This window comes from Streptomyces sp. NPDC050548 (assembly GCF_044457385.1).
Classification (GTDB): Bacteria; Actinomycetota; Actinomycetes; order Streptomycetales; family Streptomycetaceae; genus Streptomyces.
In genome coordinates, this window is sequence record NZ_JBITGV010000005.1 from 274,059 (window position 1) to 296,596 (window position 22,538).

General features: G+C 70.4%; 21 protein-coding genes. 9 read left to right on the top strand and 12 right to left on the bottom strand.

Features of this window, described 5'->3' with window-relative positions; genetic code table 11:
* Positions 1-53: 53 nt before the first annotated feature.
* From ACIBJH_RS16880 to ACIBJH_RS16905, 6 genes are all read right to left on the bottom strand, one after another.
* Positions 54-1,433: an 8-oxoguanine deaminase gene (locus ACIBJH_RS16880; RefSeq protein ID WP_399117609.1), complete on the bottom strand. Its 1,380-nt coding sequence runs from the start codon at positions 1,431-1,433 to the stop codon at positions 54-56.
* A 10-nt stretch (positions 1,434-1,443) separates the two neighbouring features.
* A complete protein-coding gene (gene pucL, locus ACIBJH_RS16885; RefSeq protein WP_399117610.1) occupies positions 1,444-2,328 on the bottom strand; it encodes a factor-independent urate hydroxylase in 885 nt (294 codons plus the stop codon).
* Between the two features lie 3 nt (positions 2,329-2,331).
* Complete coding sequence (gene uraH / locus ACIBJH_RS16890) at positions 2,332-2,739, bottom strand: hydroxyisourate hydrolase (RefSeq protein WP_399117611.1); 408 nt, start codon at positions 2,737-2,739, stop codon at positions 2,332-2,334.
* Positions 2,736-3,251: a 2-oxo-4-hydroxy-4-carboxy-5-ureidoimidazoline decarboxylase gene (gene uraD / locus ACIBJH_RS16895; protein ID WP_399117612.1), complete on the bottom strand. Its 516-nt coding sequence runs from the start codon at positions 3,249-3,251 to the stop codon at positions 2,736-2,738. The genes uraH and uraD overlap by 4 nt, the downstream gene beginning before the upstream one ends.
* A gap of 108 nt (positions 3,252-3,359) precedes the next feature.
* Complete coding sequence (locus ACIBJH_RS16900) at positions 3,360-3,728, bottom strand: helix-turn-helix domain-containing protein (protein WP_399117613.1); 369 nt, start codon at positions 3,726-3,728, stop codon at positions 3,360-3,362.
* Entirely contained in the window at positions 3,725-3,976 is a 252-nt protein-coding gene (locus ACIBJH_RS16905; protein WP_359613237.1) for a hypothetical protein, read from the bottom strand. The genes ACIBJH_RS16900 and ACIBJH_RS16905 overlap by 4 nt, the downstream gene beginning before the upstream one ends.
* A 148-nt stretch (positions 3,977-4,124) precedes the next feature.
* On the opposite strand from ACIBJH_RS16905, the gene ACIBJH_RS16910 reads away from it, so the two are divergent.
* The 3 genes from ACIBJH_RS16910 to ACIBJH_RS16920 all read left to right on the top strand — a co-directional run bounded on the left by ACIBJH_RS16910 (position 4,125) and on the right by ACIBJH_RS16920 (position 6,553).
* Positions 4,125-4,946, top strand: coding sequence for a TIM barrel protein (locus ACIBJH_RS16910; protein ID WP_399117614.1), 822 nt, complete (start codon positions 4,125-4,127; stop codon positions 4,944-4,946).
* 22 nt (positions 4,947-4,968) lie between these two features.
* Positions 4,969-5,859, top strand: coding sequence for a 2-hydroxy-3-oxopropionate reductase (locus tag ACIBJH_RS16915; RefSeq protein WP_399117615.1), 891 nt, complete (start codon positions 4,969-4,971; stop codon positions 5,857-5,859).
* 454 nt (positions 5,860-6,313) lie between these two features.
* Entirely contained in the window at positions 6,314-6,553 is a 240-nt protein-coding gene (locus ACIBJH_RS16920) for a hypothetical protein (RefSeq protein WP_399117616.1), read from the top strand.
* A gap of 84 nt (positions 6,554-6,637) precedes the next feature.
* On the opposite strand, the gene gcl is transcribed toward ACIBJH_RS16920, so the two are convergent.
* Entirely contained in the window at positions 6,638-8,422 is a 1,785-nt protein-coding gene (gene gcl, locus ACIBJH_RS16925; protein WP_399117617.1) for a glyoxylate carboligase, read from the bottom strand.
* Between the two features lie 191 nt (positions 8,423-8,613).
* Between gcl and ACIBJH_RS16930 the strand changes: the two genes are divergently transcribed.
* A complete protein-coding gene (locus tag ACIBJH_RS16930; protein WP_399117618.1) occupies positions 8,614-9,321 on the top strand; it encodes a hypothetical protein in 708 nt (235 codons plus the stop codon).
* A gap of 363 nt (positions 9,322-9,684) precedes the next feature.
* On the opposite strand, the gene ACIBJH_RS16935 is transcribed toward ACIBJH_RS16930, so the two are convergent.
* Together ACIBJH_RS16935 and ACIBJH_RS16940 are read right to left on the bottom strand one after the other, a co-directional pair.
* Positions 9,685-11,322 (bottom strand): AMP-binding protein, encoded by a 1,638-nt coding sequence (locus ACIBJH_RS16935; protein ID WP_399117619.1) that lies wholly within the window; start codon positions 11,320-11,322, stop codon positions 9,685-9,687.
* Positions 11,319-12,995 (bottom strand): AMP-binding protein, encoded by a 1,677-nt coding sequence (locus ACIBJH_RS16940; RefSeq protein ID WP_399117620.1) that lies wholly within the window; start codon positions 12,993-12,995, stop codon positions 11,319-11,321. The genes ACIBJH_RS16935 and ACIBJH_RS16940 overlap by 4 nt, the downstream gene beginning before the upstream one ends.
* Before the next feature lie 125 nt (positions 12,996-13,120).
* On the opposite strand from ACIBJH_RS16940, the gene ACIBJH_RS16945 reads away from it, so the two are divergent.
* The 3 genes from ACIBJH_RS16945 (at position 13,121) to ACIBJH_RS16955 (ending at position 17,942) form a co-directional block, all read left to right on the top strand.
* Positions 13,121-13,954, top strand: a complete 834-nt coding sequence (locus ACIBJH_RS16945; RefSeq protein WP_399117621.1) for a response regulator transcription factor — start codon at positions 13,121-13,123, stop codon at positions 13,952-13,954.
* 172 nt (positions 13,955-14,126) lie between these two features.
* Entirely contained in the window at positions 14,127-16,946 is a 2,820-nt protein-coding gene (locus ACIBJH_RS16950; protein WP_399117622.1) for an ATP-binding protein, read from the top strand.
* Between the two features lie 204 nt (positions 16,947-17,150).
* Entirely contained in the window at positions 17,151-17,942 is a 792-nt protein-coding gene (locus ACIBJH_RS16955; protein WP_399117623.1) for a S1 family peptidase, read from the top strand.
* Positions 17,943-18,048: 106 nt separating this feature from the next.
* On the opposite strand, the gene dmpI is transcribed toward ACIBJH_RS16955, so the two are convergent.
* Together dmpI and ACIBJH_RS16965 are read right to left on the bottom strand one after the other, a co-directional pair.
* The gene (gene dmpI, locus ACIBJH_RS16960; RefSeq protein ID WP_200717528.1) at positions 18,049-18,231 is read right to left on the bottom strand and encodes a 4-oxalocrotonate tautomerase DmpI; all 183 of its coding nucleotides are present in this window, start codon (positions 18,229-18,231) and stop codon (positions 18,049-18,051) included.
* A gap of 91 nt (positions 18,232-18,322) precedes the next feature.
* Entirely contained in the window at positions 18,323-19,225 is a 903-nt protein-coding gene (locus tag ACIBJH_RS16965; RefSeq protein ID WP_399117624.1) for a LysR family transcriptional regulator, read from the bottom strand.
* A gap of 66 nt (positions 19,226-19,291) precedes the next feature.
* Here ACIBJH_RS16965 and ACIBJH_RS16970 point away from each other — a divergent pair, with 66 nt between their 5' ends.
* Positions 19,292-19,939, top strand: coding sequence for a LysE family translocator (locus ACIBJH_RS16970; protein WP_399117625.1), 648 nt, complete (start codon positions 19,292-19,294; stop codon positions 19,937-19,939).
* 20 nt (positions 19,940-19,959) lie between these two features.
* On the opposite strand, the gene ACIBJH_RS16975 is transcribed toward ACIBJH_RS16970, so the two are convergent.
* Positions 19,960-21,069 carry a winged helix DNA-binding domain-containing protein gene (locus tag ACIBJH_RS16975; RefSeq protein ID WP_399117816.1) on the bottom strand — a complete coding sequence of 370 codons (1,110 nt, stop codon included), beginning with the start codon at positions 21,067-21,069 and terminating at the stop codon, positions 19,960-19,962.
* 176 nt (positions 21,070-21,245) lie between these two features.
* Here ACIBJH_RS16975 and ACIBJH_RS16980 point away from each other — a divergent pair, with 176 nt between their 5' ends.
* On the top strand, positions 21,246-22,463 hold the full coding sequence (locus ACIBJH_RS16980; protein ID WP_399117626.1) for a magnesium and cobalt transport protein CorA: 1,218 nt from the start codon (positions 21,246-21,248) through the stop codon (positions 22,461-22,463).
* Positions 22,464-22,538: the final 75 nt, after the last annotated feature.

A 22,538-nucleotide genomic window follows, 5' to 3' on the forward strand; every position in this document is an offset into this window, starting at 1 on the left:
CCGGATCAGCGGCGGGGCGACGACACCCGCCTACCGGCCGAGCCGCCAACTGCTCAGCCCTGTGCGGCGATCCGCGCCAGCCGCCGGGCCTCTTCCCGTGTCGCGCGGGCGATGGCGTCCTCGTCGACGTGCAACAGGCGGTTGTTCTCGACGATCTGACGGCCGTTCACGAACGACGCGGTGACCGGGGCCGCCGCGCCGAAGACCAGCGCGGTCACCGGGTCGGCGATCGAGGCGTGGGCGAGGGTGTCCAGGTTCCACAGCACCAGGTCGGCCAGCTTGCCGGGCTCCAGGGAGCCGATCTCGCTTGCGCGGCCCAGGACTTGGGCGCCGCCGTAGGTTCCGAGGCGCAGCGCCTGACGGGCGTTGAGGGCGGCCTCGCGGTGGGCGCCGAGGCGGTTGATGAGGAGGGCGTTGCGCAGTTCGGTGTGGAGTTCGCCGGACTCGTTCGAGGCGGTGCCGTCGACGCCGAGGCCGACCGGGACGCCGGCGGCGAGCATGTCGGGGACGCGGGCGATACCGGCCGCGAGCCGGGCGTTGGACGAGGGACAGTGGGCGACACCGGTCTTGGTGCGGGCGAAGGCGGCGATGTCGGAGTCGTTCATGTGGACGCAGTGCGCCATCCATACGTCCTCGCCGAGCCAGCCGGTGGACTCGAAGTAGTCGGTCGGGCCCATGCCGAACAGTTCCTTGCAGAACTGCTCCTCCTCGACCGTCTCCGAGCCGTGCGTGTGCAGCCGTACGCCGAGCCGGCGGCCCAACTCGGCGCCCTCACGCATGAGTTCGGTGGAGACGGAGAACGGTGAGCAGGGCGCGACGGCGACCTGGGTCAGCGCGTCGAAGGAGGCGTCGTGGTGCTCCCGTACCGTCGCCTCGGTCGCGGCGAGGGCGCCCTCCAGGGTCTCCACGGCGAAGTCCGGCGGCAGCCCGCCGTCCTTCTCGCTGCGGTCCATGGAGCCGCGGGCCAGTGTGAAGCGGACGCCCATCTCGCGGGCGGCGCCGATGATGGCGCCGGAGAGGTCGCCGGAACCCTTCGGGAAGACGTAGTGGTGGTCCAGCGCGGTGGTCACACCGCCGCGCGCCAGCATCGCGAGGGAGCCCTGCGCGGCGGCGCGGACCATCGGCTCGTCGATGCGCGCCCAGGTCGGGTACAGCGCGACGAGCCAGTTGAAGAGGTTGTGGTCGGTGGCCAGACCCCGGGTGATCCACTGGTAGAAGTGGTGGTGGGTGTTGACCAGGCCGGGGGTCACCAGGTGACCGCCTGCGTCGATGCGCCGGACCACATCCGTGAGCCCCTCGGGCGCCTTGCCCGCGCCGAGCGACTCGATGCGGTTGCCGGCGATGACGAGATGACCGGTGGCGTACTCGGTGTCCTGGGCGTCGACGGTGGCGATGGAACAGTTCTCGATGACGATGCGCTCAACGGCTGCCATGGTGGGTCCTTCAGAGGTTGGTGAGGTCAGCCGGGATCTTCGCCTCACGGCCGTCCCTGAGAACGGTCGCCTCGATCAGGCCGTAGGGGCGGTCGGCGGCGAAGTACACCTCGTTGTCGTTCTTCAGCCCGAACGGCGCCAGGTCCACAAGGAAATGGTGCTTGTTGGGGAGCGAGAAGCGGACTTCGTCCATCTCCTCGCGGTTGTCGATGATCCGCGAACCCATCTGGTACAGGGTCTGCTGGAGCGAGAGCGAGTACGTCTCGGCGAAGGCTTCGAGCATGTGCTGCTTGGTCCGCTCGTAGGAGGTCTCCCAGTCGGGCATCTCCTGTGCGTCGTCGGACCAGTTGAAGCGCCAGCGCGCGGACACCTCGGTCGCGAGGATGCGGTCGTAGGCCTCGGGGAGGGTCGTGTACTTGTCCTTGACGTAGCCCCAGAACTCGGAGTCCGTCGAGTTGAGGACCGTCAAGTCCTTGAGCCCGGAGACGACTTCCCAGCTCCGGCCGTCGTAGGTGATCTGGGTGAGCCGGGTCTCCTGGCCCTTGCGGACGAAGGAGTGGCCCCCCGTCGTACGCTCCCAGGCGTACTCCTCGATGCGGATGCGCGCCCTCTTGATCGGCTCCTGCGAGGTCACGAAGTGCCGGGCGAGGTGGATGCCGAACTGCTCGGCGGACTCGATGCCGTGCTCCTTGGCGAACGCGTACACCGTGTTCTTGGTGGTGTCGGTCGGCAGCACGTTGGCGTTCGAGCCGGAGTAGTGGACCTCGTCCATGTCGCCGCTCAGCGACACGGAGACGTTGAGGTCCTTGATGTGGTGGGTGGCGCCGTCCCGCGTGATCTTGACGACTCGGTTCTCGGCCTTGCCGTACTGGTTCTGGCCCAGGATCGTGGTCATGTGCTAGCTCCCTCGATATACGGAGTAGCCGAACGGGTTGAGCAGCAGCGGTACGTGGTAGTGCTCGCCGGGCTGGACGGCGAAGGTGATCGCCACCTCCGGGAAGAACACTCCGCTCGCACCGCTGTCCCGATTCGCGGGGGCGTCCTGCTGCGCATCGGCTTGCTTGTTCTCTGAACGCTGGAAATACGCCTCGACGGCGAAGTCGAGCCGTACGTGTGTGGTGCCCGCCGGCAGCGCCGGAAGGTCCTTGCACCGCCCGTCCGCGTCGGTCGCGGACCCGCCGAGCGCCTGCCAGTCCGCCGACGGCCCACTGCGGGCGGCGAGTTGGACGGCGACACCGACGGCCGGGCGGCCGATGCTGGTGTCCAGGATGTGCGTGGACACCGAGGCGGTGGTGCTGCTGCTCATGCCGTTTCTTCCTCTACGAGCTTGGCCAGCCGGATGCGGTTGATCTTCCCCAACTCGGTGCGGACGATCTCGCGTTCCCGCTCCGGCGAGTTGCCGATCCGTTCCTTGACGGCGTCGCGCATCTGCTCGCCGGTGCGGCCGGTGGCGCAGATCAGGAAGACATGGCCGAACCTTTCCTGGTACGCCAGGTTGAGGTCGAGCATCTCCGCCTTGAGTGCCTCGGAGGCGCCCGCCATGCCGCGCTGTTCGCGGGCGGAGGTGGGGTCGCCGGGCTTGGGGCGGCCGATCGGCGGGTGTCCGGCCATCGCCTCGCCGAGGTCCTCGGCGGTCAGGTCGGCCATCGCGGCGTCGCTCTCGGCGTAGAGGTCCTCGGGTCCGCCGTACGGACGACCGGCGAGCAGTCGCCGGGCCCACGCCGTGGAGGCGCACACCTCCAGGAGGGCGGCGAGGGCCGCGTGCTCCTCCAGGGCGTTGAACCGGGCGAGACCCGGCGGCGTGGATGTCGACGTCACGGGAGCCTCCGTGGCCTTGTGCTGATCGGGCTGGCAGTAGCTAACGCCCCTCGGCAACACCACGTCAACACTTTGTTGAAAATTCGGGGTAACAAGCGCAGGAGCGGCTCAGCTCTCCTTCTCGCGATTGAGGTAGTTGTACACGGTGAACCGGCTGACCCCGAGGGCGCTCGCGACGGTCTCCACGCCGTGCCGTACCGAGAAGGCGCCGCGCGCCTCCAGTATCCGTACGACCTCCTGCTTGGCCTTGCGGTCCAGGTCCGCGAGGGGCTTGCCCTTCTTGCGCTCCATGGCGGCCAGGATGTGGTCCAGCGAGTCCGCGAGCTGCGGCAGGCGTACGGCGACCACGTCGGCGCCCTCCCAGGCGAGCACGACGTCGTCGGGGCCGGCCTGGTCGGGCGGGACCAGCTCGCCGCCCATCGCGTCGACCAGCGGCTTCACGGCCGTGATGAAGGGCTCGTCCCCGATGCCGGTCACCGGTCGCCCTCGCCGATCACGTTGAGCTGGAGCGAGATCCGGGTGGCACCGGCCTCCAGGGTCCTGCGCAGCAGCGCGTCGACGGCGCCGAGCACCGCGTCGGCACCCCCCTCGGCCGTGTTGCCGAACGGCCCGACGTCCACGGCGTCCAGCTCCGCCCCCTCGATGACCTCCCTGGCGACCAGCGCATGCGCGGGGGCCTCGTCGAGATCGAAGGGCTCTGTCGTGAACTCCACTCGCAATCGCACGCGCACAACCTAACGCGCGGTGTCGTTTTCCGCCGAGCCCTCTTGACAAGCTCCGGCACCCGACGGCAATCTTCCATTAAGCAGAAACAATATTCCGCAATACGGAATATTCAATCAGAACCTCGACACGGAAGGGAGCGCGGCCCCCATGGGATTCGCAGACCAGCGCTTCAACGTCAACCTGTCGATCCTCTTCACCGAACTCCCGCTCCTGGAACGCCCCGCGGCAGCGGCAGCGGCCGGCTTCACCGCGGTCGAGCTGTGGTGGCCCTGGGTCGACTCCCCCACCCCCGCACAGTCCGAACTCGACGCTCTCAAGCGGGCGTTGGAGGACGCGGGCGTCCAGCTCACCGGCCTGAACTTCTACGCCGGACAGCTGCCGGGACCGGACCGCGGCGCCCTGTCGATCCCGGGCGAGGAGTCGGAGCGGTTCCGCGCGAACATCGACGTGGCCGCCGACTTCGCGGGCTCGCTCGGTGCCACCGCGCTCAACGCGCTCTACGGCAACCGCGTCGCGGGCGTCGACCCGGCCGAGCAGGACGCGCTCGCGCTGGAGAACCTGGCCCTCGCGGCCCACGCCGCCGACCGGATCGGCGCGATCCTCCTGATCGAGGCGCTCAACAGGCCCGAGTCGCCGCTGTACCCGCTCGTCAGCGCGCCCGCCGCCGTGGGGATCGTGGACAAGGTGAACGCCGCGACCGGCCTCGGCAACGCGCGCTTCCTCATGGACCTCTACCACCTGTCCATGAACGGCGAGCAACTCCCCGCGGTGATCGAGGAGTTCGCGGCGAAGACCGGCCATGTGCAGATCGCGGACAACCCGGGCCGCGGCGCCCCCGGCACCGGCACGCTCCCCCTCGAAGACCTCCTCGACCAGCTGAGGAAGGCCGGTTACGACGGCTGGGTTGGCCTGGAGTACAAGCCCGGCGACCGCCCGAGCGCCGAGGCCTTCGACTGGCTGCCCAACTGACCTTCACCGAAAGGCACTTCCGATGAGCAAGCTCCCCAAGGTCGCCTGGATAGGCCTCGGCATCATGGGCTCCCCCATGTCCGAGAACCTCCTCAAGGCCGGTTACGACGTCACCGGATTCACCCTGGAACAGGACAAGTTGGACCGCCTGGCCACCGCCGGCGGCAGCGCGGCCGGTTCCATCGCCGAGGCCGTGCGCGACGCCGACGTGGTGATCACGATGGTGCCCGCGTCCCCCCAGGTCGAGGCCATCGCCTACGGTCCGGACGGCATCCTGGAGAACGCGCGCGCCGGCGCCCTGCTGATCGACATGTCGTCGATCACCCCGCAGACCTCGGTCGACCTGGCAAAGGCGGCTGCGGACAAGGGAATTCGGGTCCTGGACGCCCCCGTGTCGGGCGGTGAGGCCGGTGCGATCGAGGCCGTGCTGTCCATCATGGTCGGCGGCGACCGGGCCGACTTCGACGAGGCACGACCGATCTTCGACGCGCTCGGCAGGACCATCGTGCTGTGCGGTCCGCACGGCTCGGGGCAGACCGTGAAGGCCGCCAACCAGCTGATCGTCGCCGTGAACATCCAGGCGTGCGCGGAGGCCGTGGTCTTCCTGGAGAAGTCGGGCGTGGACCTGGCGGCGGCTCTCGATGTCCTCAACGGCGGGCTCGCGGGTTCGACCGTGCTGACGCGGAAGAAGGACAACTTCCTCAACCGCGACTTCAAGCCGGGCTTCCGGATCGATCTGCACCACAAGGACATGGGCATCGTCACGGACGCGGCCCGCAACGTCGGGGCGGCCCTGCCGGTCGGCGCGGTGGTGGCCCAACTCGTCGCGTCGCTGCGCGCGCAGGGCGACGGCGGCCTCGACCACTCGGCGCTGCTGCGCGCCGTCGAGCGCCTCTCCGGCGCGCAACTCTGAGACTTCCGGGCGGCGCCGTCGCCGACATCTGTCCTGTCGCGCCCAGGCGGTGGCACCGCCCGGAATCATGCCGGACCGAGAAAACCAACAGACGGCCCGTGTGCGCCGGACGACCCGGATGAGGGGTGGTCGCCGGCACGGCGCGGGCGGGGCCAGGACCGCGGCGGTGTGCGAGCCAGTGCGGTGGTGAAGGTTCCGGGGCCTCCTTCTCGACCTGAGAAGAAGGAGCCCCCGGTTCCGTCGCGACCGCCGCGGTCCCAGCCGAAACACCGGCCCGAAACACCGGCCCGAAACACCGGCCCGAAATACCCCTCCCCATGACCCCGTCCGGCGGCGCGAACGTCCTGTCGCGCCCAGCCTCGCGCCGTCGGACGGCCACCACACAGAGCGCCGGAGACGGCGCTCTTCGGCGTTTCCGGGTGCGGATCCGCCGTACTCGCAGGAGCCTTGACGCATGACACATCCACCGACGGAGTTTCCGCACATCGTGGTCCACCCCCCGGCCCTGGACGGCTCCCGTCGGGTCACCACCGGCGACGAGACCCTCGGCCTCGCCTCCCACCTGGACGACGTCGTCGAGATCCTGCGACTGGCCGACCTGGACCGGATCGAGGTCGAGGAGAGCGATCTCATCGAGTGGCAGGGCGGCGGGCCGGAGGACTGGCCGGGGCTGTCGGAACACCACGATCAGTAAGAGTGAGCCGACAACCGACACAGCCCGAAGCAAAACAGAGGGGGCCGTCCCTCAAGGACGGCCCCCTCTGCTCCTCCCGCGGTCTCAGACCTTCAGCGTCCTGATCGACGTCGGCGCATGCCCCGGCTCCGTCGCGATCTCCTCGAACTCCACCACCTCGCCGATGTCGTTCGTCCGGCTCATCGAGATGTTGGTGACGCGCTCCAGGATCGCCTCGACGACGACCGGCACGCGGAACTCCGCGGCGAGCTTCTTCGCCTGTTCGAAGGCGGTGCCGAGGTCGGCGGGGTCGGTGACCCGGATCGCCTTGCAGCCCAGGCCCTCGACGACCTTGACGTGGTCGACGCCGTAGACGCCCAGCTCCGGAGAGTTGATGTTCTCAAATTCCAGATTGACCTGGAAGTTGATGTCCAGGCCGAGCTGCGCCTGCCGGATGAGGCCCAAGTAGGCGTTGTTCACCAGGACATGGACGTACGGGATGCGGTGCTGGGCGCCGACCGCCAGTTCCTCGATCATGAACTGGAAGTCGTAGTCGCCGGAGAGCGCGACAACGGACGCCTCGGGGTCGGCCTTGGCGACGCCCAGCGCGGCCGGGATCGTCCAGCCGAGGGGGCCCGCCTGGCCGCAGTTGATCCAGTGGCGGGGACGGTAGACGTGCAGCATCTGGGCGCCGGCGATCTGCGAGAGGCCGATCGTGGAGACGTACCGGGTCTCCGGGCCGAAGGCCTTGTTCATCTCCTCGTAGACGCGCTGCGGTTTGATCGGGATGTCGTCGAAGTGCGTACGGCGCTGGAGAGTCGACCTCTTCTCCTGTGCCGAGGCGGCCCAGGCGGAGCGGTCGGGCAGGCTGCCCGCGGCCTTCAACTCCCTTGCCACGTCCACGAAAAGCTCCAGCGCCGCCTTCGCGTCGGAGGCGATGCCGTAGTCGGGGGCGAAGATCCGGCCGATCTGGGTGGGCTCGATGTCGACGTGGACGAAGGTGCGTCCGGCGGTGTAGACGTCCAGTTTGCCGGTGTGGCGGTTGGCCCAGCGGTTGCCGATGCCGAGGACGAAGTCGGACTCCAGGAAGGTCGCGTTGCCGTAGCGGTGCGAGGTCTGGAGGCCGACCATGCCGGCGTTCAGCTCGTGGTCGTCGGGCAGGGCGCCCCAGCCCATCAGGGTGGGGACGACCGGGGTACCGGTCAACTCGGCGAACTCGACGAGGAGTTCGGCCGCGTCGGCGTTGATGACACCGCCGCCTGCGACGATCAGCGGGCGCGAGGAGGCGTTCAGCATCCCGATCGCCTTCTCGATCTGGGCGCGGGTCGCGGCCGGTTTGTAGACCGGCAGCGGCTCGTACGTCTCCGGGTCGAACTCGATCTCGGTGAGCTGGACGTCGATCGGCAGGTCGACGAGGACCGGGCCGGGACGGCCCGAGCGCATGAGGTGGAAGGCCTGCTGGAAGACGCCGGGGACCTGGGCCGCCTCCAGGACGGTGACCGCCATCTTCGTCACCGGTCCCGCGATGGAGGCGATGTCGACGGCCTGGAAGTCCTCCTTGTGGATCACGGAGGTCGGAGCCTGGCCCGTGACGCAGAGGATCGGGACGGAGTCGCCGGTCGCGGAGTAGAGGCCGGTGATCATGTCGGTGCCGGCCGGGCCCGAGGTGCCGATGCAGACACCGATGTTGCCGGGGCGGGTGCGGGTGTAGCCCTCGGCCATGTGCGAGGCGCCCTCGACATGGCGGGCGAGGGTGTGGTGGATGCCGCCGGCGGCCTTGAGGGCGGCGTAGAAGGGGTTGATCGCCGCGCCGGGGACGCCGAACGCGTCGCTGACGCCCTCGCGCTTGAGGATCTCGACTGCCGCGCGGGCAGCGGTCATACGAGCCATGGAGTACTCCTGCTTCGGCTGTCGGATTCGCGTCACCGTCGCGCCCCGCGGTGAGTGGTTCCGCATCGAGTTCGATACTTACTTCCGCTTACTTCCGCATCGCGGAATCCAAATTCTACTATCTGGAAGAAATGTAAGTGGAGGCACGAAGGCCGTCAAGAGACGGACAAGCAGGGGTTTCCAGGAGGACGATGGGGCGCATGTCCGAGAGCGTGCCGGTGCGCTGTCCGGCCTGCCGACGTGAGCACGTCTATGCCGCGCCGTCCTATCCCTGCGTCTGCGGTGCCCCCGTGGCCCCGCCGCTCGATCCGCGCGGCACGGCGACAGTCGTGAGCCACCGGGTCTGGGACGAGGACTGGATCGCGGTGCGCTGCGAGGCCTGTGGGCGTCTGGACGAGTGGCCGTACCCGGAGCTGGGCTGCCCGTGCGGGACGCTGCTGCGGATTCCCGTCGCCGGGGAGGAGCCGCCGGCGCAACCGGCCGCGAGCGTCGCCATGGTCGACACCGGCGCGCGGGACCGGCCCGCGTTCCAGCCCGTCACGATCCGCACCGCGCGCGACGCGGTCACGGCCGCCGCGCTCTATCTGCGCTGGCTCGGCTACCGGGACATCCGCCGCGCCGACCAGCGGCCCCCGTCGGGCATCGGCCTGGCCGCCCGCGGCATCCTGGCGCAGGTGGACCCCACCGTGCGCCCCGCCTCACTCCGGGACGTGGAGTGCCTGTGGCTGACGGCGATGACGGAGTCCACGGGCTGCGTCTACTTCTCCCTGGCCGGCTACGCCGACGACGCCCGAGTCCGCGCCGACGCCCTCGGCGTCCCCCTCTTCGTCCTCGACCTCACGGGCACGCCCCAGCCGATGAACGAACCGGCGGACCAACTCGACGCGGCGGGAGGTTAGTTCGACGGCCGCGACGACCACGGCCGCTACGCGGTGACTCGCCGCAGCCGACGGCCCGACCCCGGCGGCCGGGCTGCGGAACAGTCCAGGGGCGGAGCCCAGGGCCACGCAACCGGAGCAACGCCACGAAAACCCACGGCGGATCGCCGATTCACCCACAGGACCCTCCCGGACACCCCGGCCGGTGAGCGACCGGACCGGCCAACTCGACGCGGCACGGGGTCAGTTCCACAGCCGCGGCGACTCGCGGCAACCGACGGCCGGACCCAGGGGAACCGGCTGCGGAACGGTCCGGGGGCGGAGTCCAGGGCCACGCGGCCGGGGCGGCGTCACGAGAACCCGCCGCGGACCGCCGGCTCCGGGCTAGTTCGAGGAGTCGGCCCCAGGTCGGCTGTCCCGTACCGCCCGCTCCCGCAGTTCGATCTTCCGTACCTTTCCCGAGACCGTCATCGGGAAGGTGTCCATGATCTGGAGCAGGGTCGGGATCTTGTAGTGGGCGAGCCTGTCCTCGCAGAAGGCGCGGAGTTCCTCCAGGGTCGGCGGGGCGGCCGGGTCGCGTGGGATGACGCAGGCCAGCACCTCCTCGCCGTAGCGCTCATGGGGTACCCCGACCACCTGGACGTCGGCGATCCTCGGGTGGGTGTAGAGGAACTCCTCGATCTCGCGCGGGTAGATGTTCTCGCCGCCCCGGATGATCATGTCCTTGATGCGGCCGACGATCTCGACGTAGCCGTCCTCGCGCATCATCGCGAGGTCACCCGTGTGCATCCAGCGGCCCGCGTCGATCGCCTCGGCGGTCTTCTCCGGCTCGTTCCAGTAGCCGAGCATCACGCTGTAGCCGCGGGTGCACAACTCGCCCGCGGTGCCCCGTGGTTGGGTGACACCGGTGGCCGGGTCGACGACCTTGACCTCCAGGTGGGGCAGCACCCGCCCGACCGTGCCCGTGCGGTGTTCCAGGTCGTCCTCCCGCCGCGTCTGGAGCGAGACCGGGGACGTCTCCGTCATGCCGTAACAGATGGACACCTCCGCCATGTGCATCTCGGCGACCACCCGTTTCATCACCTCGACCGGGCACGGCGAGCCCGCCATGATGCCCGTGCGGAGGGACGAGAGGTCGTACGACGCGAAACCCGGGAGGTTCAACTCCGCGATGAACATGGTCGGTACGCCGTAGAGCGACGTGCACCGCTCCTGCTGTACGGCCTTCAGCGTCGCCGCCGGGTCGAAGGACGGGGCCGGGATGACGATGCACGCGCCGTGCGAGGTCGCCGCCAGGTTGCCCATCACCATGCCGAAGCAGTGGTAGAAGGGCACCGGGACGCAGACCCGGTCCTGCTCGGTGTAGGTGATCAACTCGCCGACGAAATAACCGTTGTTGAGGATGTTGTGGTGGGAGAGGGTGGCGCCCTTGGGGAAGCCGGTCGTGCCCGAGGTGTACTGGATGTTGATGGGGTCGTCACAGGAGAGTTCCGGGTACGGCTCGTCACCTGTGCCACGGCTCAGCAGCGCGTCCCAGCTCGGGTCGCCGATGTACACGACCTCACGCAACTCCGGGCACTTGCCCCGCACTTGGTCGACCATCGCCCGGTAGTCGCTGCTCTTGTGGGCGACCGAGGAGAACAGGACCGAGATGCCCGCCTGTTGGAGAACGTACTCGACCTCGTGGGTGCGGTAGGCCGGGTTGATGTTCACCATGACCGCGCCGATGCGGGCGGTGGCGTACTGGACGAGCACCCACTCCGGGCAGTTGATCGCCCAGATCCCGACCCGGTCGCCCTTCGCCACCCCGCTCGCGAGGAGCGCGCACGCCAACCGGTCGATGTCGGCGGCGAATTGGCCGTAGGTCCAGCGCCGCCCGGACGGTACGTCGACGAGCGCCTCGCGGTCGGGCCAGGCGGCGACCGCCCGGTCGAGGTTGGCGCCGACGGTGTCGCCGAGGAGTGAAGTCCCGCTGGTGCCATGGCTGTACGAGTTCGTCGGCGGGTTCATGGGCGCGTTCATCGGAAGTCCTCCTCGCGGTACTCGGCGGCCGACCCCGCGGCCGTCGCCTCGCGCAGTTCGATCCGGCGGATCTTGCCGGAGACGGTCTTGGGCAGCTCGGCGAACTCCAGCCGCCGGATGCGCTTGTACGGGGCGAGGACCTGGCGCGAGTGCTCGAACAGCACCTTCGCGGTGTCGGGCCCCGGCTCCCAGCCCGCCGCGAGCACGACGTACGCCTTCGGCACGGCGAGCCGCAGTTCGTCCGGCGCGGGCACCACGGCGGCCTCGGCCACCGCCTCGTGCTCCAGCAGGGCGCTCTCCAGCTCGAACGGGGAGATCTTGTAGTCGGAGGCCTTGAAGACGTCGTCGGACCGGCCGACGTAGGTGATGTAGCCGTCCTCGTCGCGGGAGCCGATGTCGCCGGTGCGGTAGTAGCCGCCGGCCATCGCCTCCGCCGTACGGTCCGGGTCTCCGTGGTAGCCGGTCATCAGGCCCACCGGCGGGTCTGACAGGTCGAGGGCGATCTCGCCCTCGGTCGCGCCCGGCGCGCCCGACACCGGATCGAGCAGCTCCACCCGGTACCCCGGACTCGGCCGTCCCATCGAACCCGTCTTCAGCGGCTGGCCGGGGCTGTTGGAGACCTGGACGGCGGTCTCGGTCTGTCCGAACCCGTCCCGGATGGTGACGCCCCAGGCCCGCCGGACCTGCTCGATGACCTCGGGGTTCAGGGGTTCTCCGGCGGCCAGCGCCTCGCGGGGCGGGGTGCGCAGCTGGGTCAGGTCGGCCTGGATGAGCATCCGCCACACGGTCGGCGGGGCGCAGAAGGTGGTGACGCCCGCGCGGTCCATCTCGGCCATCAGCCGGACCGGGTCGAAGCGCGTGTAGTTGTGGATGAAGACGGTCGCCTCGGCGTTCCAGGGCGCGAAGAGGTTCGACCAGGCGTGCTTGGCCCAGCCGGGCGAGGAGATGTTGAGGTGCACGTCGCCGGGCCGGAGCCCGATCCAGTACATGGTGGCCAGGTGGCCGATCGGGTACGAGGTGTGGGTGTGCTCGACCAGCTTGGGGCGGGCGGTGGTGCCCGAGGTGAAGTAGAGCATCAGCGGGTCGTCGGCCCGGGTCGGTTCGGGGTCCCGTACGAAGAGGGAGGCGGAGGTGTCGTAGACCTCCTCGAAGTCCAGCCAGCCGGGCCGTTCCGCGCCGACGGCGATGCGGGTGTAGTCGCCGGGCACCTCGTCGAACTTGCCGGCGTCCTCGGAGCGCACGATGACATGCCGGACCCGGCCGCGCTCGACGCGGTCGCGCAGGTCGGCGGGGCCCAGCAGCGGGGTGGCGGGGATGACGACGGCGCCGAGCTTCATCGCGGCCAGAGCGGTGATCCACAGTTCGACCTGGTTGCCGAGCATGACCAGGATCCGGTCCTCGGCGCGGACGCCCCGGGTGCGCAGCCAGTGGGCGGCCTGGTCGGAGCGGACGGACAGCTCGCCGAAGGACAGCTGGGTCTCGCGGCCGTCCTCCTCGACGATGTGCAGCGCGGTGCGGGCGTTGCCGTACGCGATGACGTCGAACCAGTCGAGCGCCCAGTTGAAGTGGTCGGGCCGGGGCCAGGAGAAACCCTCGTAGGCCGTGGCATAGTCCTCGCGATGTGCCAACAGGAAATCCCGCGCACTACGGAACGACTCGCTTGCCGTAGTCATCTGTCCTCCTAGTAACCGGACCATTGCCGGGCGGCTCTCTGACATCGTGTAATCCGTGATGTGGGTCTCACTACCCCCGTACGGGGGTGTGTGCAGCGGAACGGCCGCAACGAAGGGGCAAGCGGGTGGCGACGGACGCGGCGGGGATGGTGGAGATTCAGGCGGCACTGGTACGGCTCCGGCGCGGCACGGGACTGCCCGTCGCCTTCGGCGGCCTGGTGGAGAGCGGCCGGCAGCAGATGCGCATCAGCGAACTGAGCGGCACGCTGACCCCGTCGTTGCGCGCCCTCGCGGTGAACTCGGGCAACGGTCTCGGCGGCAAGGCCGTCGCCCTCGCCCGCCCGTGCGCGGTCCTGGACTACTCCGCCTCCCGCCAGATCAGCCACGAGTACGACGCCCCGGTGGCCGCCGAGGGCCTGCGCGCGATCCTCGCGGTCCCGGTCGTCGTACGACGCCGGGTGCGCGGTGTCCTCTACGGCGCGCTGCGCACCGCCCAGCCGTTGGGCGACCGGATGCTGAGCGCGGCGATGGCGGCGGCCCGGGATGTCGAGCAGGCGCTGGTGGTCCGGGAGGAGGTGGGGGAGCTGCTGAGCGCGGCGCGTCCGGCACCGTCCCCCGACCCGGCGGCGAGCACGGTGTGGGAGCAGGTGCGGGAGGCGCACGCGGCGCTGCGGGCGCTGGCCCCGCGCATCCCGGACCCGGTGCTGCGGGCCGAACTCCTGGACGCCTGCGGCCTGTTGACGGCCGACGCGGCCACCGGGGACGTGGAGCTGGCGCCCCGGGAACTGGACGTACTGGCGTGTGTGGCGGCCGGGGCGACGAACGCGGTGGCGGCGGAACGGCTCGGGCTGCGGCCGGAGACGGTGAAGGGGTATCTGCGCTCGGCGATGCGGAAGCTGGGCGCGCACACCCGCGGGGAGGCCGTGGTGGCGGCCCGGCGGGCGGGGGTGCTGCCATGAGACGGGCCCGGGTGCGGGCCCGGGGACCGGCTCCGGTGAGGGCCGTCTATTCATTCATCGGAGCTTTGAATTTCCTCCTGTCACACGGTTGTTATTTCCCTCACGACCCCGTCCATCCGAATTTCAAGGACTGATTGCCTAATATTGGCCCGGACACGACACGAGGGGAGCGGTGACCGTGCGACGGGACTTCAAGGAGCCTGCCAGATGCCGCCCCGACCTGGTCATCGGCCGGGAGGAGATGTTCAACGCCGCCCGTGACCAGCTCGCCGGCGGTGGCAGTGTGCTGCTCCACGGCCCCGCCGGAATAGGAAAGTCGACCGTCCTGCGGGCGCTGAGCGCGGAATACGGCGACTCGGCGCGGACCGTGTTGCGCTGCTCGGCCACGGAGTCCGAATCGCACCTCCCCTTCCTGGCCCTCGCCGACCTCCTCGGTCTGGTCCTCGACGAGGTGTCCGAGCGGCTGCCCGCCGCCCAGCGCACGGCACTGGAATCCGCGCTCACCGGACGCGGCGAGTCCTCCCTCCAGCGCGACGGACTCGCGCTGCGCCTCGCCGTCCTGTCCGCGCTGCGCGCACTCGCCGCCGACGGCCCGGTCCTCGTCGTGGCCGACGACCTCCAGTGGCTGGACCCGGCCAGCGCGGAGCTTCTCGGCTTCGCCGCCCGCCGCCTCGGCGACACCCAGGTGCAGATGATCTTCGCGGTGCGCACCGAGGGCCAGGAGTACGACCGCTATCTGAACGCCTCGCCGCCGGACACCCTCGCCTTCCGGCTCAGCCCGCTCTCCCGGGCACAGGTCTCCGCGCTGCTCGACGACCGCGGCTACACCGGACTGCCCCGCTCCACGGTCCGCGAGATCCACCGCACCAGCGGCGGCAACCCGCTGTTCGCGCTGGAGCTGGGCCGCGCCCTCGCCGAGAACCCCACCCCACCCAGACCCGGCGAGCCGCTCCCCGTGCCGACGTCACTACGCGCGTTGGTGCTGAGCCGGCTCGACATGCTGCCCGCCGAGGCCCGCCGCACCCTGCTGGTCGCCAGCGCCGGCGCCCGCCCGACCGTGGCCCTGCTCCAGACGGCCGGCCGCGAGAACGCCGAGGCCGAGACCGCCCAGGCCGCCGAACTCGGCCTGCTGGCAACGGAACCCGAGGGTCCCGCCGTACGGTTCGCGCACCCGCTGATCTCCGCCGCGCTGTACGCGGAGGCCCCCGCCCAGGAGCGGCGGGCCGCGCACGCCGCCCTGTCCACCGCCGCATCCGACCCCATCGAGCGCGCCCGGCACCTGGCCCTCGCGACCACCGGCACCGACCCGGAGGTCGCGGCCCGGCTCGCCGAGGCCGCCACCCTGGCCCGTGACCGCGGGGCGCCCTCGGTCGCCGCCTCCCTCGGGCTGCTGGCCGCCCGGCACACCCCGGGCGACAGCGTGCCGGGCCCCGATGAGCGGCGGTTGCAGGCCTCCGAGGACGCGATCACCGCGGGCGAGCTGGACCTCGCCCGGGACATCGCGCGCGAGGTGCTGACCCGGACCTCGGTGCCCGCCGAGCGGGTGCGGGCCTGGATCATCGTGATCGACACGGCCGGCCACTCCATGGCGGACGTCGACGCCGTCTTCCCGCAGGCCCTCGCCGACGCGGGCGACGACCCCCGGCTGCTCGCCCTGGTCCGCTACCAACTGGCGTGGCGCGCCCTGCTGGTGGAGGGCGACTTCGCCGAGGCCCGGGCGGAGACCGCGCGCTCGGCCGAACTCGCCGCGCTCGCCGGCGACCGGCGCACCGAACTCCTCGCCCTCTCCTTCCAGGCCCAGGCCGAGACCCTGATGGGCCATCCGGACGCACCGCTCACCATCAAGCGCGCGCTGAAGGAACCCCAGGACCCGAGGGTGGCCTGCCATCACAACGGCGCCGGTTCGGCCCGGTTCCGCTGGCTGGTGATGAGCGATCAGCTGCCGGAGGCCCGCGCCACCATCACCGCGCTGCTGCGCGAGGTGCGGCGACGCGGCTCGGTGGAGAGCGAGGTGCACTTCCTGCGCGGCTTCGCCGAGACCGAACTGCGCTCCGGGCACTGCGGTCGCGCCCTCGACCTGGCCCGCGAGGGCCTGCGACTGGCCCGCGACTCCGGTATCGGCCAGACCGCGTCCGCGATGCTCACCGCGCTCGCCGAGGCCTCCGGCGGTGACGTCGAGGAGGCGCTCGCTCTCGCCCGGGAGGCGGTCGAGCACGCCCAGGAGGACGGCGACCAGATGTATCTGTCCCGGGCCCTCGGTGCCCTGGGATACGCCCAGTTGGTCGCCGGGGACGCCCACGGGAGCGTCCGCTCGCTGCGCCGGGTCCGCGAACTGGAGCAGGCCCTCAAGGTGACCGACCCGGCGCGCGGACGCTGGCACGGCGACCTCGCCGAGGCCCTCGTGCGGATCGGCGAGACCGCCGAGGCCCAGGACGTCATCGACGTGACCCGCGAACGCGCCCTGCGGCTCGGCCGCGAGAGCGTCCTCGCCGTACTCGACCGCGCCGAGGCCCTGGTGCGCGCGGCCCGCGGCGAACACGACGCCGCCGTGGCACAACTGACGTCCGTTCAGGACCGGCTCGCCAAGCTCGGCTACGGCCTGGAGGAGGCCCGCGCGGCCTTCGCGCTGGCGTCGCTGCGCACCGGACAGCCCGGCCCCACGTCGTACGACGAGGCGACCCGCCTCTTCCGCCGCTGCCGTGCCCTGCCCTGGCTGCGCCAGGTGGACGAGGCCGCCGTCACCCGCCCGCCGGAGCCGGCGCCCGCGGCCACCCCCGCGCCGCCCGCGCTGGACGGACTCGACGGGCTGGCCTCGATGGAGCGTCAGGTCGCCGCGCTGGTCATGGAGGGCGCCACCAACCGGGAGATCGCCGCCCGGCTGTTCATCAGCGTCAAGACGGTCGAGGCGACTCTGACCCGGGTCTACCGGAAGCTGGGGATCCGCTCGCGGGTGGATATCGTCCGACTGGCGGCGGGGCGCCGTCCGAACTGAGGACCCTACGGGTTAACTGTGCGGCGACCGAGGGTTTTCCCTGCCCAACTCCCCTAGGGGGTTCCCTCATTGGGAGCAGGGTGTGCCTGGTTCTAGCTTATGGGTGTGCCGCTCGCCCGGGCATACGGGGGTCGGTCCCGCGACCCCCGTTGCACACCCCCACACCCGCGCGACCCCCCACCGGCAACCCTAATGAGGAGACTCATGTTCGGGCTCAACCGCGCCAAGAGATCCACCGCAGTCCTCGCAGCAGCCGCCGCTGCCGCAGCGACCGCACTGCTCAGCGCCCCCACCGCTGTGGCAGCCCCCCAGCCCATCGTCGGCGGCACCACGACCACCACGACGTCGTACCCGTTCGTCATGCAGATCACGGACGCCTCGCAGAACCAGTTCTGCGGCGGCACGCTCGTCTCCGCCACCAAGGTGATCACCGCGGCTCACTGTATGGTCGGCGAGACCACCAGCAGCGTCCGCGTGGTCGGCGGCCGTACGTACCTCAACGGTACGAACGGCACCGTCAGCAAGGTCAGCAAGATCTGGATCAACCCCAGCTACACGGACGCCACCAACGGTGACGACGTGGCGGTGCTGACCCTCTCGACCTCGATGCCGTACACCACGGCGTCGTACGTCTCCTCCTCACAGACCAGCGTGTACGCGGCCGGCACCACCGCCCGCATCCTCGGCTGGGGCACCACCTCGGAGAACGGCAGCTCCTCCAACCAGCTGCGGACGGCGACCGTGCCGATCGTGTCCGACACCAGCTGCAAGAGCTCCTACGGTTCGGACTTCATCGCGTCCGACATGGTTTGCGCCGGATACACATCCGGCGGCGTAGACACCTGCCAGGGCGACAGCGGCGGTCCCCTGCTCATCGGGGGCGTCCTGGCAGGGATCACTTCTTGGGGCGAGGGCTGTGCCGAGGCGGGTTACCCGGGTGTCTACACCCGGCTGACCACGTTCTCCAGCCTGGTGACCACACAGGTCAACTCGTAACCCGGAAGGTCTCCTGAGTACACCTCAGGGAAAAACCAGGGTGCGTTGCGGGCTTCCACGAGCAGCCCGCAACGCACCCTATCCATGTGCGGGACAAGTGGTCCGGCTACTTGTCGGCGATGAGCTGCCCCGCCGCTCCCCAGCTGTCGGCGGGCACCTCGTGGATCCAGACCTGCACGGTCTCGGCGGGGATCTTGTACGCGTCGACGAACGCGTCGGTGACCCGCTTGACGAGGTCCCGCTTCAGCTCGACGTCACGCGGTCCCTGCTGGATGGTCACGATGGGCATGCTGAACTCCCTTGAGTTGCGCTCCTGTTCGGTGAGTCCAGTTCATCGTGCCGCCCGTCCCCGACCAAGAAGCAGCTCGCGAACGCGACGATCAGTTCTCGTGATCGCCGCAGGCCAGCAGCAGGTTGCCGAGGTGCGGGGGCGTACGCGTGGCATGCACGGCCAGGCCCGTCGAGAGGCTCAGCCCCGGCACCGCGAACGGTACGAAGGCCACGCGCGGGTGGTGCAGCACGCGCGCGTGGGAGGCGTAGACGACGGTCCACAGCGGGCGGGTGCCGATGCTGGCGAGGGTGTCCTGGAGTGACCCGCTCACCGGTCCGGGCAGCGGCTCGAAGCCGGCCGAGTGACAGGCACCGACGACCAGATCGACCAGTGCCGGATTGTTCCGGCGCTCGGTGAGCGCGAGGGGCAGCGCGGCCAGTTCGTCGACCCGGATCTCGGGGCGCCCGGCCAGCGGATGCGAGGCGGGGACGGCGGCCACGAGCGGATCGGGCCACAGGGGCAGCACCCGTACGCCCGGCACCGGCTCCACGGCCCGGACGAACGCGGCGTCCAGCCGCCCGCCCGCGACCCGGGCGAGCCGCTCGCCGACCGGCAGCGAGAACAGTTCGACGGGCACGTCCGGGGCCCGCTCGGCGAACGCGCCGAGGACCCGGTCCAGATGCGCGCCGAGCCCGGTACTGGTACCGATCCGCAGCCCCGGCGGCGGGGCGACGGCGGCACGGGCCCGCTCGGCTGCGGCCAGCACCGCCCGCGCCTCGGGCAGCAGCCGCTCCCCCGCCCCCGTGAGCCGCACCCGCCGGGGCGACCGGTCGAACAGTTCGGCGCCCAACTCCCGCTCCAGCCGCTGGACTTGCTGACTGACCGCCGACTGCACGATGTGCAGCCTCCCCCACTCTCGGCTTCGCTCGAGCGGGGGGACCCCCATGGCGGCCCGCCCGAAGTGCAGCTCCTCGGCGACCGCGACGAAGTAGGTGAGCTGCCGCAGTTCCATGTGTTCGACTCTAGAGGGGGCTCCTGGACTCCTGTTTCAATGAGCGCCCTGATGGGAGTGATAAGCATGGTGTCCACGGACCGTTTCCTCGCCTTCGCGGCGATGTCATTGCTGGTGATCGTGATCCCGGGGCCGAGCGTCCTGTTCGTCATCGGCCGCGCGCTCGCCCACGGCCGCCGCACGGCGGTGGCGACGGCGATCGGCAACGTCTTCGGCTCGTACCTACTGGTGACGGCGGTGGCGTTCGGCATCGGCTCACTCGTCGAACGCTCGGTCACGATCTACCTGACGGTGAAACTCGCGGGCGCGGCCTACCTCGTGTTCCTCGGGGTCCAGGCCTTCCGCCACCGCAAGGACCTCAAGGCCTCGGCGATGCGGACGGACCAGGCATCGGAACCGCGAGGCGACCTCCGCACGGTATTGGACGGCGCCCTGGTCGGCGTCACGAACCCCAAGGGCGTGGTGTTCTTCGCCGCCGTACTCCCCCAGTTCGTGAACCACTCGGCGGGCAACGTCCCCCTCCAGATGCTCCTGCTCGGCCTGATCCCCATCTCCATCGGCCTGGTCACGGACACCCTGTGGGGCCTGACCGCCTCGGCGGCCCGCACCTGGTTCGCCGGCTCCGACCGCCGTCTGTCCCTGATCGGCGGCGCGGGCGGCTTCACGATGATCGGCCTGGGCGTGACGGTCGCGGTGACGGGCCGCGCGGACTGAACCTCTACGGCCTCTACGGCCTACTCCCCTACGACGGTCCCGAACCGGATGTCGTACGACGTCCCCGGGTGCATGGTGTCGAGCATCCGCGCCCCTTCGGCGGTGACCGCGTCGCGCTGGGCCTTGGTCAGCCGACCGAAGGGTTCGACGACGAGGTGGCCGTCTCCGTCCTCGATCTTCCAGACGCCGGCGAGGAAGCCGTCGACGAGGAGCGTGCGGTGGGCGACGTTGCCCTGCCAGGCGCGGCCCCAGTACTCGGCCGGTACGACCCGGGTGCGGTCGGCGTGGGAGAGGAGCAGGTTGTCGAACTCGGGCAGGAAGCGCGGCGGGGCCGGGGTGTCGGCGGCGGGGCGGGGCGCGTCCGGGAGGTCGAAGAGTTCGACGCCGTTGGGGTCGTAGAAGGTCATGAGTCGCGGGCGCAGCCGCTCGAAGGCCTCGCGCAGCCGGGTCAGGCCGGCCCAGGTCTGCATGTCCTTGACGGAGGCCGGACCGAAGGCGGCGAGATAGCGCAGCACGGTCGCGTCGGGGGTGGGCACGGGTTCGGCGGGCCGGCCGAGCCAGTGCTCGACGGTGGTGAGCGCGACCTGACCGCTCTTCCCCCACAGCCCGCGCGGGGTGACCTGGACGAGGGGCAGCCGGCACCGGGCGGCGATCGCGAGGGCCTGCGGATCGGCGTCCGGCCACTCGACGAGCAGCGCCTCGCGCAAGGCCTTCATGGTGCGCGGCTCGGCCTCGACGAGTTCTCGGGCGAGTACGGCGAGCCGGTCCAGGTCGACGCCGACGAGCCCCTTGCGGAAGGCGCCCAGCTCACGGTCGCGGGCGGCCTGCACAAGTGGGCGCAGGGTGAGGGCGTCGGCGGCCGTGTGGGTGTGGATGGTGGACCGCATGGTGACGATCCGGACGACCTCCCGCTCCGCCATCAGCCCGGAGAGCGCCGCGGGCGTGAAGCCGTCGAGGCGGGCGGCGAGGGCGTAGTACGGCGGCTTGACGTTCTGGGCCTGGAGGCCGAGGAGATGCTCGACGGCGGCATGGGCGGAGAGGGCGGAGCGGCGCAGGAGGAGCTGCCGGTCGAGGGTGGCGCGGTTGAGGGCGCGGAGGTCGAGTACGGGAGCGGTCGGGTTCTTCGCCATCGCGGTCTTCTCCTTGGTCACACTCCGCACGCTAGCGACGATTGCGGACACCTTCGGTCCGCAACTCTCACCGAATCCCGGACCCGATCACACGCCGAGGTCGTTTGCCCCGTATATCCTGCTCGTGCCCTTGCTCCGTGATCACGCAGACACAGGCCCGATCGAGAGGCACCGCGATGCCCCAGCGACGCGCCCGCCCCACCGCGAAGAACGGCTGGACCGGCAGGAACGGCAAGAGCGACGGAAACGACAGGACCAGCAAGAGCGGCAGGCTGTCCGGTTGGCGCCGCACACCGGCCCCACCCCCGACGCCCACGCCCGAACCCTCGCCGTCCTCCTCCACCGACGCACCCCCCTCCGAACCCTCCGACGCGGGCAGCGTCGTCCAGGCCGCGCTGTACCGGGACGGGGTGCGGGTCTCGGCGCCGGACACCCTCGCCGACACCTTCCGCGAACTGCGCGAACAGCCGTCCGGCATGGCGTGGATCGGCCTCGCCCGCCCCACGGAACGCGAACTCCTCTCCCTGGCCGCCGAGTTCGACCTCCACCCGCTGGCCGTCGAGGACGCGATGGAGGCCCACCAGCGCCCGAAACTGGAACGCTACGGCGACACGCTCTTCGTAGTCCTCAGCGCCGCCCGGTACTTGGACACACCGGAGGAGGTCGACTTCGGCGAACTGCATGTCTTCGTGGGCCCGGACTTCGTGATCACGGTCCGGCACGGCGCGGCACCCGACCTCTCGGCCGTCCGCCAACGCATGGAGGAATCACCGGAGTTGCTGCAACTCGGCCCCGAGGCGGTGCTCTACGCGATCCTCGACGCGGTCGTCGACGGCTACGCGCCCGTGGTCGCCGGCGTCCAGACCGACATCGACGAGATCGAGACGGAGGTCTTCCGCGGCGACCCGGCGGTCTCCCGCCGGATCTACGAACTCTCCCGGGAAATGGTCGAGTTCCAGCGCGCCACCCGTCCCCTGGTCGGCATGCTGCACAGCCTGATGGCGGGCTTCGCGAAGTACGGCACGGACGAGGAACTCCAGCGCTACCTCCGCGACGTCGCCGACCACGTCACCCACACCAGCGAACAGGTCGACGGCTTCCGCCAGGCCCTCACGGACATCCTCACGGTGAACGCGACCCTGGTCACCCAGCAACAGAACGCGGAAATGCGGGCGTTGGCGGAGGCGGGGTTCGAGCAGAACGAGGAGATCAAGAAGATCTCTTCTTGGGCGGCGATTTTGTTCGCGCCGACGCTGGTCGGGACGATCTATGGGATGAACTTCGATCGGATGCCGGAGTTGCACTGGGTACTTGGATACCCCTTCGCAATCCTACTGATGGCGGTGGTGTGCACCAGTTTGTACGTCATCTTCAAGCGGAAAGACTGGCTCTGAGTAATCGCCCTGGGAGGCGCTCCCGGGAGTGACTGCGGCCCGGATCGCGGGCTCCGACGGTGCCTCCGAGGCCGC

Bases quoted from the DNA above. Each gene is read 5' to 3' on its own strand.
- ACIBJH_RS16955 (WP_399117623.1), top strand. From the start codon at position 17,151: ATGTTCGGGCTCAACCGCGCCAAGAGATCCACCGCAGTCCTCGCAGCA.
- ACIBJH_RS16915 (WP_399117615.1), top strand. From the start codon at position 4,969: ATGAGCAAGCTCCCCAAGGTCGCCTGGATAGGCCTCGGCATCATGGGC.
- ACIBJH_RS16910 (WP_399117614.1), top strand. From the start codon at position 4,125: ATGGGATTCGCAGACCAGCGCTTCAACGTCAACCTGTCGATCCTCTTC.
- ACIBJH_RS16935 (WP_399117619.1), bottom strand. From the start codon at position 11,322: ATGAACGCGCCCATGAACCCGCCGACGAACTCGTACAGCCATGGCACC.
- ACIBJH_RS16975 (WP_399117816.1), bottom strand. From the start codon at position 21,069: ATGGCGAAGAACCCGACCGCTCCCGTACTCGACCTCCGCGCCCTCAAC.
- ACIBJH_RS16880 (WP_399117609.1), bottom strand. From the start codon at position 1,433: ATGGCAGCCGTTGAGCGCATCGTCATCGAGAACTGTTCCATCGCCACC.
- uraH (WP_399117611.1), bottom strand. From the start codon at position 2,739: ATGAGCAGCAGCACCACCGCCTCGGTGTCCACGCACATCCTGGACACC.
- ACIBJH_RS16930 (WP_399117618.1), top strand. From the start codon at position 8,614: ATGGGGCGCATGTCCGAGAGCGTGCCGGTGCGCTGTCCGGCCTGCCGA.
- ACIBJH_RS16965 (WP_399117624.1), bottom strand. From the start codon at position 19,225: ATGGAACTGCGGCAGCTCACCTACTTCGTCGCGGTCGCCGAGGAGCTG.
- ACIBJH_RS16970 (WP_399117625.1), top strand. From the start codon at position 19,292: ATGGTGTCCACGGACCGTTTCCTCGCCTTCGCGGCGATGTCATTGCTG.
- dmpI (WP_200717528.1), bottom strand. From the start codon at position 18,231: ATGCCCATCGTGACCATCCAGCAGGGACCGCGTGACGTCGAGCTGAAG.
- ACIBJH_RS16980 (WP_399117626.1), top strand. From the start codon at position 21,246: ATGCCCCAGCGACGCGCCCGCCCCACCGCGAAGAACGGCTGGACCGGC.
- pucL (WP_399117610.1), bottom strand. From the start codon at position 2,328: ATGACCACGATCCTGGGCCAGAACCAGTACGGCAAGGCCGAGAACCGA.
- ACIBJH_RS16940 (WP_399117620.1), bottom strand. From the start codon at position 12,995: ATGACTACGGCAAGCGAGTCGTTCCGTAGTGCGCGGGATTTCCTGTTG.
- ACIBJH_RS16920 (WP_399117616.1), top strand. From the start codon at position 6,314: ATGACACATCCACCGACGGAGTTTCCGCACATCGTGGTCCACCCCCCG.
- gcl (WP_399117617.1), bottom strand. From the start codon at position 8,422: ATGGCTCGTATGACCGCTGCCCGCGCGGCAGTCGAGATCCTCAAGCGC.